The following is a 12,131-nucleotide window of genomic DNA, read 5'->3' on the forward strand; positions in this document are numbered from 1 at the left end:
GCCGCACGCCACTCAATTTCAGCACCGCCCGTGCGCGGAACGTGCCGCGCTCCGTAACCGCAGCATTGGCTCAGAACTTGCGGCGACCAATTGCCCGAGGAAGCCAAATCCGAGCATGGCGCTACCGCACCGGCTCCAGAATTAAACGAAGGCGACGCGCACAAACGCGGTCTCGGGCTAGAAAAGCAACCGTTTCTGCAAGACCGATCAGCGGTTTTCCGGGGGCACTGATTACACCTTCCAATCAGGACGCGATTTCATCGCGAAAGGACTAATCATGGCTCCCTTCAAACACACTCTTGTTGCATCGGCGAGCGCACTCCTATGGTGGTCGCTAGCCACTTCGTGTCAGGCCGGAGACGTCACGACCACACCGCCTCCCTCGTTTGCGCAAGGCAGCGGATGGACGACAACCGGGCAACCAGGATCGGGATTCGCGTGGGCAGGAGGCGGTAACACATCTGGCGCATGGGCCGGCAGCGGTGCGGGTAGTGGCTCGGTTTGGGCCGGCGGCTCGGCCTGGGGCGGCGGTCCGGTTTCCGGCTCGGGCGGCGGGTACGGCGGTGGCTCTGGAGACGGCGGTTATGGCGGCTCGGGAGGCTCCGGCGATTCGGGTGACGGGAACGGCGGTGGCTCTGGAGACGGTGGCCACGGCGGTTCGGGTGGTGGCTACGGTGGAGGTTCCGGCGACGGTGGCCAAGGTGGCTCGGGTGGTGGGAACGGCGGCGGCTCTGGAGACGGTGGCCACGGCGGCTCAGGTGGCGGGTACGGCGGCGGTTCCGGAGACGGCGGCCATGGTGGCTCAGGTGGCGGGTACGGTGGCGGTTCCGGAGACGGCGGCCATGGTGGCTCAGGTGGCGGGTACGGTGGCGGTTCCGGAGACGGCGGCCATGGTGGCTCGGGTGGCGGTTACGGCGGTGGCTCGGGTGGCGGTTACGGCGGTGGCTCCGGTGGCTCCGGTGGCTCCGGTGGCTCCGGTGGCTCCGGTGGCTCCGGTGGCTCCGGTGGCTCCGGTGGCTCCGGCGGTGGGAACGGCGGCGGCTCTGGAGACGGTGGCCACGGCGGCTCGGGCGGCGGATACGGCGGCGGCTCCGGAAACGGTGGTCACGGCGGCTCCAACACTGGCGTTGGCTCCAGCAGCGGCAGCCAGACCACCGGCGGCCTGCTTGATCCGATCGTGAACCTGGTCGTCAGCGTCGGCGCGATCAGCGTGCCTATCGTGCCGATCACCGTGGGCAACAACAGCGGTAGCGGCAACGGCAACGGCGTGGCCAACGGCACAACCGGCGGTTCACATGGCGTTACAGGCGGATCGAGCGGACATGGCACCGGTGGCCTGCTGGCACCTGTGACGGCGTTGCTCGGCGGACTGTCGGTGGCCTCGGTGAACGGCGGCTCGCAAGGCAGCAGCGGCCCCCTCGCACCGGTTACCACCTTGCTCGGCGGACTAACCGGAGGCCAGGGCGGCGGCACCTCGCACGGATCGTCGACGAACTCGGCGTCCAATCCGGTCGCACCGTTGACCAACCTGGTCGGCACACTGACCGGCGTACTCGGCGGCGCAAGCGGCGGCTCGTCTCCGCTCGCCCCGTTGACGAACCTGCTCGGCGGCCTCACAGGTGGACTCGGCGGCGGCGGCACGCCGTCCACACCCAAGCATTAGCCCGCAATGCGAGGTGCCCCGGGGGGCACCTCCCGCGCGACCTCGCGGGTGCAACAGAAAGGACGGCCGGACCTGACTGGCATCACGGCTTCACAACGTCAGGCCCGGCACACGCACACGAGCCTACACGCACGATACGTCACACGCTGCATCTGCCGGCAGCCGGCAGCCGGCGGCCGGCTACGCGAGACAATCTCCATGAAGTCGGGCCCGGTCAGCCCCGCACAGCTTCGCGAACGCCACAGCACGTGACCGGCTCGCGCCGAAGCGGTCCCGTGGAATCGTTACAATGCCCGCATGAATCCCCCCTCAACTGAATCGAATGCGAGACATGCTGACCTCCTATTACTGGAGTGACGACGCCATCCGCAGCCGAAGCGTGAGCGACATCGTGTTATCAGGCACGGTCGACGTCCCTATGCCTCCTGCACGTCTGCTTGCGGATTGGGAAAGAGAGATATCGTCGCATATGGTTCTGGAACCTGGAGACGTCGAGCCAATGCCTTTGCCGAGAGCGCGGGCGCGCTGGCCGGATTACACGCGCTGCGTGCAGGCCGTGTCCGATTGGACGCGTACGCTTGGACTGCCTGAGGTGCTTGCCGCCAGTGACGTAGCCCTCATGGCCTGCCGCGGCGCGAGGTACCACCACGACGGTGCGCAATATGGCGATGCGGCTTTTTGCAATCTGTTCATGAGCGAGGACCGAGGTCTGGACTTGCATTTCCCCGCTTTGGGCCGGCGTATTCCGCTGAGCCGGGGAACGGTTGTGATATTCGATACTGGCCAGCCTCATGGCGTCATCCAGCGCGGCAGCAGTGGTTTTGATGCGGCCGATTTCGCGCCGGATCAGGATTGCATCCAGATCTTCCTGACCTGGGAGCTTTCCATCGAAAATGCCCACGTTGGACACGCGCTGAAGGTGGTCTTCGACGTTACGCCTTCGACCTCGTCGCAACCGGATACCGAGCAAGTCCAGCTAAACGGCGAACAGGTGATTGTGTGCCCGGATTCGGGTCGTTGGTCACGGGCTGACTAGCCGTCAGGATCACACCGCGGCGTTGCCCTGACAGGCACGAGGGTTACCGGCTGGCGCCGCCGCCCGCCTGTATGATGGCGGGCTTGCGTCCGACGAAAGCCCGCGCTAGCGGTCCGCGCAGATCGCGCACCGCCCGCTGCCGCCACGTGGCGCTAATGCATCCATTCACGATGACCCAAAGGAAGACCGCCATGACGGCCACAACGCAATTCGATCAGGTTTCCGTTATCAAACGCGCCAACGTCTACTTCGACGGCAAGTGTGTCTCGCACACCGTTCTCTTCGCCGACGGCACGCGCAAGACGCTCGGCGTGATCCTGCCCGGCGCGCTCAACTTCGGCACCGACGCGCCGGAACTCATGGAAGTGCAGGCCGGCCAATGCCGCATCCGCCTCGAAGGGAGCGCGGAGTGGAAGACGTATGGCGCGGGCGAGTCGTTCTCGGTGCCTGGCAAGAGTCGCTTCGATATCGATGTGATCGAAACGCTCGACTACATCTGCAGCTACCTGTAGAGACGGACGGGCGCCGGGTCATTGCCCCGGCACCCTCCCCCCTTTCTTCACCGCCCGCGCACTCCGGCTCACGCGCCGAGCGCTCGCTCGATCGCAACCGGAGGAGACCGACGAATGGCGAATGACGATCGCACCAAGATAATTCCCAGGAGAACGCCGGAATCAGCGGCCATGTCAGAGAACATCAAACGCGCGATGGCGATCACTGCCACGCTCAACCGGTTGACGTTCAACGATGCGGACGAAGTCCGGGCCTTGTTCAGCGAACTTATCAGCAAGAAGGTGGACGACAGCTTTCTATTGATACCACCGTTCTACACAACCGGCGGGGTCGATATCAGTGTCGGGCGCAATGTCTTCATCAATCAGAATTGCACTTTCTACGACCTTGGCGGACTCGACATTGCCGACGATGTGATGATCGGGCCGAACGTCAGCATCATCACGTCTGGCCATCCCATTGAACCTTCTCAGCGGCGCGCCTTCGTAATCGCAAAGCCCATCGTGATTAAGAGAAACGTCTGGATTGCGGCTGGTGCGACCATCATCGGTGGCGTCACGGTAGGCGAGAATTCGGTTGTCGCGGCAGGGTCGGTCGTCACCAGGGACGTTCCCCCGAATACGCTCGTCGGTGGAAATCCGGCGAGGATCATTCGTTCGATTGCTGACTAAGAGAACGTCCGCAAGGATGATTCCGGTGCTAAAAAAGGTTCAGACTGCCACCGGTGGCTACTTGTGGCCACGTGTGACAACATCGCGGTGATCTCTAAATCACGTTGGGCCTCGCGCAGGCCCACACACTTCAGGAGAGTTCATGTTCGACCACGTCAAATTCGGAGTCAGCAACTATGCAGCGAGCAAAGCGTTCTTCCTCGAGGCACTCGCACCGCTCGGCGTAGCTGTTGTCTCGGAGGGGCCGCCGGCGTACGGTGTCGAGCTTAGCCCACAGGGTAAGGCTTCATTGTGCCTGTACCAAACCGAGGAGAAGCCGGCGCATCTTCACCTGGCGTTCACGGCCGAGAATCGCCAGCAAGTCGAAGCTTTCTATCGCGCGGCGCTGGAGGCGGGTGGCAAAGACAATGGTGCGCCTGGTCTGCGCCCGCACTACCACGCGAACTACTATGCAGCTTTTGTCATTGGTCCGGACGGGCACAACATCGAAGTGGTTTGCCACCAACCCGAGGCCTAACCCTTCCATCGAGCGGACTCGCGAGGCCAGGCCGCCTCTCATGTCAAACGTTGAGCGTCCGTTATTCGGCGGTCTGCTGGGCGTGTCGAGCGCCCGCCAGGAGTCGGGACAGACGCTTCGAAGCGGGACGGTCGACTGACATCGAATTTTTCGTTGCGTCATATCTGCCATGACCGGCGTATGCGCTCGCGAATGTCATGCAGACGCGAAACGGATTCGTCGGAGAAAACGAAACGCAGATAGCGGTCGGCGCCGGGTCCCCAGTTCGTCATCGGCGTAGCCGCGACCTTGCCGCGTTCGAGCAGCAGCTTCGACGCCTCGGGTGGCTCCAGACCCAGCTCACGGGTATCGATGAGCATCGACCAGCCGCCATGCGGACGGATCACCGGCAGGTCAGCAAGCGCGCTTATCAGGAAGTCGCGACGGCGCTCCCATTCGGCGACCGCAGCAGCCACGCCGTCGTCGGTTGCCGTCAGCGCGGCAGTGGCGCCGGGCATCGCGATTCCAACCTGACACACCACGTTCGACAGGCTCACGAGACGTACGTCGTTCATGATCGATGCGGGCCCGACGATCCAGCCGACGCGCCATCCGATCATCCGATACTCCTTCGAAACCGCGCCGATGGTGATGGTGCGTTCGCGCATGTCCGGCAAACCGGCGGGATGAATGACGTCGCGCCCGTCGAACAGGATGCGCTCCATCGCCGCGTCATAGACCAGCCAGATGCCATGGCGCGGGCAATGTCCCGCAATCGCAAGCCATTCGTCCCGCGATGCGACGTAGCCGCTTGGCATCGAAGGCGACATGATCAGCAGCGCTTTCGTTCGCGGCCCGATCGCCGCGGCAAGACTGTCGAGATCGAGCCGCCAGCCGTCGGCACCCGGCTGCAGCCGCGCGAACCTCGGCACGCCTGCGGCCAGATGCACGCGGTTGATCAGCCCAGCGTAGGTGGGATCCGTCAGCACGACTTCGTCGCCCGGCTCAAGGATCGACAACAGCACGTTGAGAATCCCCGCAAGACCGCCGGCCGACACGATGCATTCGCTCGCGGCGTCGTAAGCGACGCCCGCGGCGCGGCCGACCCGCTCGGCAGCCGCCTCGCGCAACGCACGCTGGCCGGTAAAAGGCAGGTAGCTATTTGCCGCGTCGTCGTCGATGGCCTCGTGCGTGCGAGCCAGCGCCTGCGCCGGCGGTCGCAGGTCAGTATCGAGATTTTCAAGCCTTAGAATGTCCGCGTCGCGCAGAGAATCCGCGGCGTCGCCGATTCGGTCGACTCCAATGCCAGGAATATTTCTTAGGCGAGATACTGTCACATGGGCCTCCGCTATCGTTTTAATATAGTTGAGTTGATGGCGACCGGACCACCGCCGTCGTTGTTTTAAGCACGGTTTCGGGGCCGCCGTCGCTGGTCATCGTCGTGCGTTGGCGTCCGGTTCTGAACACGTAAAACGACCCCCATTGCCCGCTTTGAAGCGGTGCATAAGAAGGGCCAAAAGCAATGGGCATTCGTCGCCGCTGCTCCAGTTGTAGCTTGCTGATTCGCTAGCCCGTCCAAACGGCAAGCGTTCTGGCGACATCAATGTTTAAAAGGAGGACGGCGATGAAGTACATGATTAGCTGGTTCGAACGCACACAAGGTTCGCCTGTCGAGTACGAGAATGCCCAGAAGCGAATCCTTGAAGTGTTTAGTCAGTGGAAGGCGCCAGACAACTTCAAGATCGAGTTTTTCGTGGTGCGTGTGGGAGATTGGGGTGGGCACATGTTGGTTGACTGCGATGATCCGTTGGCGGTTCACAAAGTCTGCTCGACATTCCCTGCATTTGAATTTCGGGCGCACCCCGTAGTTGCCGTCGAGGACGCGGTCCGGGTCGAACTCGAAGCGATCGCCTGGCGAGACGGACTGAAAAGTACGTGACATCCGGGAGGATCATGTCGCCTTCACGGCGAGTGAACCCGCGACACGGTCCTCCTTTTTGAGGTGAACGGTCGCTTTTTGTACTGAGCATCGCAATCTGTACATGTTCGCCAGCTTAGCGGGCTGATATCGTTGTCTGCGAATAACACTGCAAATCGCTGACTAACTTCCCGCTTTGAACAGGCACATCTCATGAAACTGCCGATCTATCAGATTGACGCATTTACGGATAAGGTATTTAAGGGCAACTACGCTGCGGTAGTGCCACTCGAACGCTGGTTACCCGATAGTTTGATGCAGGCAATCGCCGCTGAGAACAACCTGTCCGAAACAGCATTCTTCGTGAAAAATGCCGACGGCGCGTTCGACATCCGCTGGTTCTCTCCACTTACAGAAATCGCTTTTTGTGGGCATGCCACACTGGCAAGCGCATATGTGATCTTCAAGCGATGTGATGATTTGGAAGTCATCGAATTTGTTGCGAAAGCGGTCGGTCGGCTTGCCGTTTGCCATACGCATGACGGTCTGATCGAAATGAGCTTCCCGCAGCGCCGGCCTGAGAAACTGAACGAAATACCCGCAAACCTGATCCAGGGGCTTTCGATACGGCCTCAAGAAGTGCTGATAAACCAGCAAGCCTATGTTGCCATCTACGGAACAGAACACGAGGTACGATCCGTCGTACCCGAACTCGATCTGCTGTCGGCACTTGGTCCGCTCGATGTCGTCGTGACAGCGCGCGGAGATAAGCATGATTTTGTGTCCCGCTACTTTTGGCCTGCCAATGGCGGAGATGAAGATCCGGTGACCGGATCTATTCACGCGGCGCTTGCGCCATTATGGTCTGACCGTTTGGGCAAGGCAGAACTCGTGGCCATGCAGGTGTCACGCCGGAGCGGCCTACTTCATTGTCGCGTACAAGACGACAGGGTGTATATCTCTGGTCAGGCTGTTCAATATCTTGAAGGGACAATCGAAATCCCGGAAGCGTAGGTGCGAGCGTTGTACCTTCGAAGCGGCCGTTGAAGCCCAGATGTCGCGGAAACCATAGGGGCAACAACCAAGTCGTGCGTGATTATTTTGTGGGGGCTGCGTGATCTTCGAACGCGGAGACGATGCCGTCAATCATGGCTGCGATGCGCGCGGTATGCCGAAGGTCTTGATGCGTGACGAGCCAGATTTCGTAGACCGCCCCACGTGCGGGTTCCGGCCATATCTGCACGAGGCCGTCATGTTCAGCCAGATGTATCGGAAGCTCACCGATGCCGATACCGGCCTTTACCGCGGTACGCAGCATGAGGCTGGAATTGAAGGTCGATACGATGCGCCCCGCGTGTACCGGTTCGCCAGAGAGAGTGAGTGATCGACTCCCGGTCCAGCTTCCCTGATAGACGACTAGATCGTGGCCCGCGAACGCGGAGCCAGCGGCGAGCTTGCCGTGCTGCTCGAGATAAGCATTCGATGCAAAGAGCGCCATGGGCCAGCGAGCCAGGCGCCGCGCGACAAGATCGGGATTATCCGGCCTGACTGAGCGGACCGCGATATCCGCTTCACGCTTTGCCAGATTCAGCATGCGCGTCGACGTGTCCAGCAGGACGCGCACTTCGGGATGCGCAGCATGCAGGCGTTCGATGGCGGGAAGCAGGAAGTCGAGCGCGATCGAGTCGGTGCTGGTGACTCTTACGTCCCCCGCAAGCCGTGTATCCGTGCCTTGAGTTCGTCTGACGAGTTCGTGCGCGGAGTGTTCCATTTTCTCCGCCGATCTCAGCGCGGCCTCCCCTGCCGCCGTCAACGCGTAACCCTCCGAGGTGCGCAGGAAGAGCGTTGCCCGCAGGGCGTGCTCCAGCGCCGCAATCCGCCTGCCGACCGTCGCCTGATCGAGATTGAGCGTCCTCGCCGCCCCACGGAGCGTTTTTTCGCGCTCCACCGCGAGAAACACACGCGCGTCGTCCCAGTTCATCGTGCCACCCTCCTGATGCAAATTTGCATCCCACCGCATGAATAATGCTGCGTTTATTCATCAATGTCGATGCCTATACTGAACGCAAGAGTTCCTCGCCAAGTGATCCGACCGGATCAATCGAGCCTCATCAATCGAAGGAGTGGTATCCATGTCTGCTTCAACTTATCGCGTGCCGTCGTCCATGACGGCCATTGAGATCAAACAGCCCGGCGGTCCTGAGGTTCTGGTGCCGACTACGCGCCCTGTACCGACGCCGGCCGCCGATCAGGTTCTGATCCGCATCCACGCGGCCGCGGTGAACGGCCCAGACGTTTTCCAGCGCAAAGGGCTGTATGATCCGCCCCCCGGCGCTTCGGACATTCCGGGGCTGGAAGTGGCAGGTCAAGTGGTTGCCGTCGGTGCGGACGTGTCCCAATTCCGGATCGGCGAACTGGTGTGCGCATTGATTCCCGGCGGTGGCTACGCGGAATATGCCGTCGCGCACGCCTGCAACACGATGCATATCCCCAAAGGCCTGACGTTGGTCGAAGCTGGGGCTATGCCCGAAACGTTTATGACGGTATGGCTGAACCTGTTCCAGCGCGGCAAGCTGGTTGCCGGCGAATCGGTGTTGATCCACGGCGGCGCGTCAGGTATCGGTACCACGGCGACCATGCTGGCGAAGGCATTCGGCGCTGCGAAAATCATCACGACAGTGGGCTCGCAGGCGCATCGGGAGGCCAGCCTGGCGCTAGGCGCAGACCTCGCGATCGATTACCGCGAGGAAGATTTCGTGGCCGAAACGAAGCGGTCTACCGATGGAAAAGGCGTCGACGTGATCCTCGACATCATTGCCGGCGACTACGTGGCTAGAAACTATGAGGCCGCAGCCATGGACGGACGGATCCTCCAGGTGGGCGTGATCAAGGGGCCGGCGAAGGATCTTAACCTCGTGCCGATGCTGACGAAACGTCTGACGCATATGGGTTCAACATTGCGATCGCGCACATCCGCGGACAAGGCGACCATCGTCAATGAACTCGAGCAGCATGTCTGGCCGCACATCGAGAGCGGCAAGATCAAACCGGTTGTCTACAAGACCTTTGCGCTTGCCGACGCTCGCGGCGCTCACGAGCTGATCGATTCCGGCACACACTTTGGGAAGATTGTCCTTACGACCGGTGCCGGTCTCATTGGCTGAAGCCTGGCTTGCCGGCTTCGCGCCGGATGAATGTCGGCTTCCGGCGATCTCAACTGTTCGCAGTGGGCCACATGCTGCCGAAGCAATTTACGAAGTTCAGATTGCGTATGCCGTTTGTGTGGGACGGCGCGCGGCCATTTTGAAACATTCGACGGCATCGTTTAAACCTTCGACAATCATTGCTCTCTGACAGGTATCGATTCAAATGAGCAAAATTGAACTGCTGAAGCCAACGACCGCATTGCTGCCGAGCTACGTTGCGGCCCTGAAGGCCGGATGGTCGCCTGACAACGTTCGCAAGGAGGTAGCTGCGCGCGAACAATTACACGCTATCGAAATGAACGCGGATGCGTTTGTCGACGGCCTGGATGATCCGACCGCGTCGGGTGGACCGATTCCTTTACCCGATGGCTCGACCGTCGCCCGCCTACCTGGCATCGTTCGATGGATTTGGGACGGCGACATTAGTGGCGCGATCGGATTTCGCTGGCAAGCTGGAACGGCCGAATTGCCGCCATATGTGCTCGGCCATATCGGCTTCTCAATCGTGCCGTGGAAGAGAGGCAACGGCTACGCCAGACAGGCGCTCGATTTAATGCTGGGCGAAGCGAGACGACAAGGCTTGGCCTACGTCGAGCTAACCGTTGATCCTGACAACATAGCCTCGCAGAAGGTCGTCGCAGCTTGCAACGGTGTCCTGGTCGAGCGTTTCAGAAAGACGGCGGCGTATGGATCCGCTGAGACCCTGCGATATCGTATTGAGCTGGAAGGCTGAGGTGCGCGTTGGACCCTGTCCGACCAGTTTCGGTCGTTCGACATCGCATCCCAAATCGTCATCGGCCAGAGTGTCAAAGCCACGTTGCTGGAGTTCACGCCATCATGAGACCCTTTTGCTTCGCAGCGGCCCTCGTCGTGCTGACCGCCGGCTGCGCCTCGACATGGTCGCCCGCGAATAATCAGACCGCCCGGCCAAGTCCGGCCGACACGGATACCTACATTCTGCATACTACCGACGGTGCGACGCCTGGCGGCTCCACGTCAAAGCCACCGAGGCTCAGCGTCGGTGTCAGCTATCCCGATACGCAACTGATTCTGCCTTGGTTCCTCAATGACATCATCAACTTTATTAACTATCGCTAGTCTGACAGCGACTTGCTGCGGTGTGACCGGGAGCGGCTTCTGACGATCTTGTCTGGGGCCGGCAACGCGGATCGGAGAATGTGTCAGTGCGGCTATACGAAGACACGATACCGGGGATTGATGAAGAATACTGTGCAGATCACGACGCTGTTCGCGCTGGGTAACCTGTGGATGGCGCGTAAGGCACTGCGTAAGGCGTGAAACATGCGGGCGTAGTTGCCCTGAGGCGGGACGAACGTCAGTCGCCACGATTCGAATAAAACTGCGATCGAGGTCATGAAAGCGTCCAGCGAATTTCCGCTGCCAAAGTGCGCAAAGGTCCCTTCCCGGCCGAACTGAGCCTGTCAGTGTTCGGCCTAGAACGGTCAACCAGAAAGGCGAAGCGAATTGGCGACAATTTTGATTCGAAGTACTCTTGCGGATTGTCTCTATATCGCCCTGATCCCTGTTATGTTGCCGTCCATCGACGAACTCTTCGCGCTTGACGCGCTGACCTTACGCGAACACACAGAGCAGGCTGGTGATGCCTTCGATGTTGACGAGCACCGAGTACAGTTGCGAAAGTCCCTGGAGGTCAGCGAGGTGTGCTCAGTGCGACGGGAAGGCAAACTCGTTGCGTATGCAATGCTTCGACCGCATTCAGGAGCTTGCTGGTTCGTCGGCGCATTTGGTACGCATCCTTTGTATCGAACGTATGCCGTTATAACTGAGCTACTCGCAAAGATGGCGACGCTGGCGAGCGAACAAGGGATCGGTGAGCTAAGAAGTCATGTCTACAAGACCAACCGATTGTCTATCGCTTTCCATCGCAAGCTTGGATTCCAAGTAACGCGTGAGAACGACAAAGGCTTCGAGTTCTTCATTGCAATATGTGAACTAACCACGAAGCCTGCGGTTCAACGCGCCACTGCCAGAGCAACATGCCGCCCCGAGTCCGGCGCACCAGACGCACCGGCAACCCTCCGAAAAGTGTGACGCCGGTACGTTGATTGTTCGTCGAGTCACAGCGGGAACATTAGGGAAGGTCTGCACAACCCGTTTCCTGCACGTCGCGCGGTTTGCTGCCCGCGTTGTAGTGGCGGCGAAGATGCTGGGACCTCGATCACAGTTTTATTCGAACCGCGGCAACGTGCGTTTGCCGAAACTCATGGCGTCTGCGCCCGCATGTTTCACGCTTTGCGCAGTGCCTTACGCGTCATCCACAGATTGCCCAGCGCAAACAGCGTCGTGATCTGGGCAGTGTTCTTCATCAGGCCCCGGTATCGGGTCTTCGTATAGCCGAACTGTCGCTTGATGATCCGGAATGGATGCTCCACCTTGGCGCGGACGCCGGCCTTCAGGCGTTCGATCTGATCGTATATCGCGTCCAGACGATCACTCAGGTCCAGTTTTCTGCGCTTGCCTGGTCCCATTGCGACATGCCAGCGCACTGAACCGTCCACGCATCGCTTCTGAATGCCCTGATATCCGGCATCAGCGTACACATCCGCCTCTTCGCCGTGTAGCAACGCTTCGGCTGTATTGATGTCC

General features: G+C 60.6%; 14 protein-coding genes and 1 pseudogene. 12 read left to right on the forward strand and 3 right to left on the reverse strand.

From position 1 onward, the window contains the following. The first annotated feature begins 277 nt into the window (after nt 1-277). From P3T25_RS10620 to P3T25_RS10640, 5 genes are all read left to right on the forward strand, one after another. Nucleotides 278-1,663 (forward strand): hypothetical protein, encoded by a 1,386-nt coding sequence (locus P3T25_RS10620; protein ID WP_429358040.1) that lies wholly within the window; start codon nt 278-280, stop codon nt 1,661-1,663. A 322-nt stretch (nt 1,664-1,985) separates the two neighbouring features. Next, nucleotides 1,986-2,699, forward strand: a complete 714-nt coding sequence (locus P3T25_RS10625; protein WP_154567344.1) for a hypothetical protein — start codon at nt 1,986-1,988, stop codon at nt 2,697-2,699. Nucleotides 2,700-2,890: 191 nt separating this feature from the next. Then, nucleotides 2,891-3,211 carry a pyrimidine/purine nucleoside phosphorylase gene (locus P3T25_RS10630; protein ID WP_154567343.1) on the forward strand — a complete coding sequence of 107 codons (321 nt, stop codon included), beginning with the start codon at nt 2,891-2,893 and terminating at the stop codon, nt 3,209-3,211. Between the two features lie 114 nt (nt 3,212-3,325). Beyond that, nucleotides 3,326-3,883 (forward strand): sugar O-acetyltransferase, encoded by a 558-nt coding sequence (locus P3T25_RS10635; RefSeq protein ID WP_429358041.1) that lies wholly within the window; start codon nt 3,326-3,328, stop codon nt 3,881-3,883. Nucleotides 3,884-4,025: 142 nt separating this feature from the next. Then, entirely contained in the window at nt 4,026-4,400 is a 375-nt protein-coding gene (locus tag P3T25_RS10640) for a VOC family protein (RefSeq protein WP_154567341.1), read from the forward strand. Between the two features lie 158 nt (nt 4,401-4,558). On the opposite strand, the gene P3T25_RS10645 is transcribed toward P3T25_RS10640, so the two are convergent. Beyond that, nucleotides 4,559-5,716, reverse strand: coding sequence for a pyridoxal phosphate-dependent aminotransferase (locus tag P3T25_RS10645; protein WP_429358042.1), 1,158 nt, complete (start codon nt 5,714-5,716; stop codon nt 4,559-4,561). 287 nt (nt 5,717-6,003) lie between these two features. Here P3T25_RS10645 and P3T25_RS10650 point away from each other — a divergent pair, with 287 nt between their 5' ends. After that, nucleotides 6,004-6,318, forward strand: a complete 315-nt coding sequence (locus tag P3T25_RS10650) for a DUF3303 domain-containing protein (RefSeq protein WP_154567340.1) — start codon at nt 6,004-6,006, stop codon at nt 6,316-6,318. Between the two features lie 192 nt (nt 6,319-6,510). After that, nucleotides 6,511-7,311, forward strand: coding sequence for a PhzF family phenazine biosynthesis protein (locus P3T25_RS10655; RefSeq protein WP_154567339.1), 801 nt, complete (start codon nt 6,511-6,513; stop codon nt 7,309-7,311). 82 nt (nt 7,312-7,393) lie between these two features. Here the strand turns inward: P3T25_RS10655 and P3T25_RS10660 are convergent, their stop codons facing one another. After that, entirely contained in the window at nt 7,394-8,278 is an 885-nt protein-coding gene (locus P3T25_RS10660) for a LysR family transcriptional regulator (RefSeq protein ID WP_266238701.1), read from the reverse strand. A gap of 151 nt (nt 8,279-8,429) precedes the next feature. On the opposite strand from P3T25_RS10660, the gene P3T25_RS10665 reads away from it, so the two are divergent. From P3T25_RS10665 to P3T25_RS10685, 5 genes and pseudogenes are all read left to right on the forward strand, one after another. Further along, complete coding sequence (locus tag P3T25_RS10665) at nt 8,430-9,461, forward strand: NAD(P)H-quinone oxidoreductase (protein WP_166618372.1); 1,032 nt, start codon at nt 8,430-8,432, stop codon at nt 9,459-9,461. Between the two features lie 205 nt (nt 9,462-9,666). Beyond that, entirely contained in the window at nt 9,667-10,236 is a 570-nt protein-coding gene (locus tag P3T25_RS10670; RefSeq protein ID WP_429358043.1) for a GNAT family N-acetyltransferase, read from the forward strand. A gap of 104 nt (nt 10,237-10,340) precedes the next feature. Then, entirely contained in the window at nt 10,341-10,601 is a 261-nt protein-coding gene (locus P3T25_RS10675; RefSeq protein ID WP_154567336.1) for a hypothetical protein, read from the forward strand. An 84-nt stretch (nt 10,602-10,685) separates the two neighbouring features. Then, nucleotides 10,686-10,802: pseudogene (locus P3T25_RS10680) on the forward strand (IS5/IS1182 family transposase); the annotation flags it as partial. 186 nt (nt 10,803-10,988) lie between these two features. After that, nucleotides 10,989-11,576, forward strand: coding sequence for a GNAT family N-acetyltransferase (locus P3T25_RS10685; RefSeq protein ID WP_266238698.1), 588 nt, complete (start codon nt 10,989-10,991; stop codon nt 11,574-11,576). A gap of 194 nt (nt 11,577-11,770) precedes the next feature. Here the strand turns inward: P3T25_RS10685 and P3T25_RS10690 are convergent. After that, a partial coding sequence (locus P3T25_RS10690) for a transposase (RefSeq protein WP_429358044.1) occupies nt 11,771-12,131 on the reverse strand: 361 nt, incomplete at its 5' end.

Source organism: Paraburkholderia sp. GAS32, from assembly GCF_050434225.1.
GTDB classification, from domain to species: domain Bacteria; phylum Pseudomonadota; class Gammaproteobacteria; order Burkholderiales; family Burkholderiaceae; genus Paraburkholderia; species Paraburkholderia madseniana.

What these genes read in the sequence shown, in the direction of transcription:
- P3T25_RS10620 (WP_429358040.1), top strand. Translation starts at nt 278, where the DNA reads ATGGCTCCCTTCAAACACACTCTTGTTGCATCGGCGAGCGCACTCCTA.
- P3T25_RS10625 (WP_154567344.1), top strand. Translation starts at nt 1,986, where the DNA reads ATGCGAGACATGCTGACCTCCTATTACTGGAGTGACGACGCCATCCGC.
- P3T25_RS10630 (WP_154567343.1), top strand. Translation starts at nt 2,891, where the DNA reads ATGACGGCCACAACGCAATTCGATCAGGTTTCCGTTATCAAACGCGCC.
- P3T25_RS10635 (WP_429358041.1), top strand. Translation starts at nt 3,326, where the DNA reads ATGGCGAATGACGATCGCACCAAGATAATTCCCAGGAGAACGCCGGAA.
- P3T25_RS10640 (WP_154567341.1), top strand. Translation starts at nt 4,026, where the DNA reads ATGTTCGACCACGTCAAATTCGGAGTCAGCAACTATGCAGCGAGCAAA.
- P3T25_RS10650 (WP_154567340.1), top strand. Translation starts at nt 6,004, where the DNA reads ATGAAGTACATGATTAGCTGGTTCGAACGCACACAAGGTTCGCCTGTC.
- P3T25_RS10655 (WP_154567339.1), top strand. Translation starts at nt 6,511, where the DNA reads ATGAAACTGCCGATCTATCAGATTGACGCATTTACGGATAAGGTATTT.
- P3T25_RS10660 (WP_266238701.1), bottom strand. Translation starts at nt 8,278, where the DNA reads ATGAACTGGGACGACGCGCGTGTGTTTCTCGCGGTGGAGCGCGAAAAA.
- P3T25_RS10665 (WP_166618372.1), top strand. Translation starts at nt 8,430, where the DNA reads ATGTCTGCTTCAACTTATCGCGTGCCGTCGTCCATGACGGCCATTGAG.
- P3T25_RS10670 (WP_429358043.1), top strand. Translation starts at nt 9,667, where the DNA reads ATGAGCAAAATTGAACTGCTGAAGCCAACGACCGCATTGCTGCCGAGC.
- P3T25_RS10675 (WP_154567336.1), top strand. Translation starts at nt 10,341, where the DNA reads ATGAGACCCTTTTGCTTCGCAGCGGCCCTCGTCGTGCTGACCGCCGGC.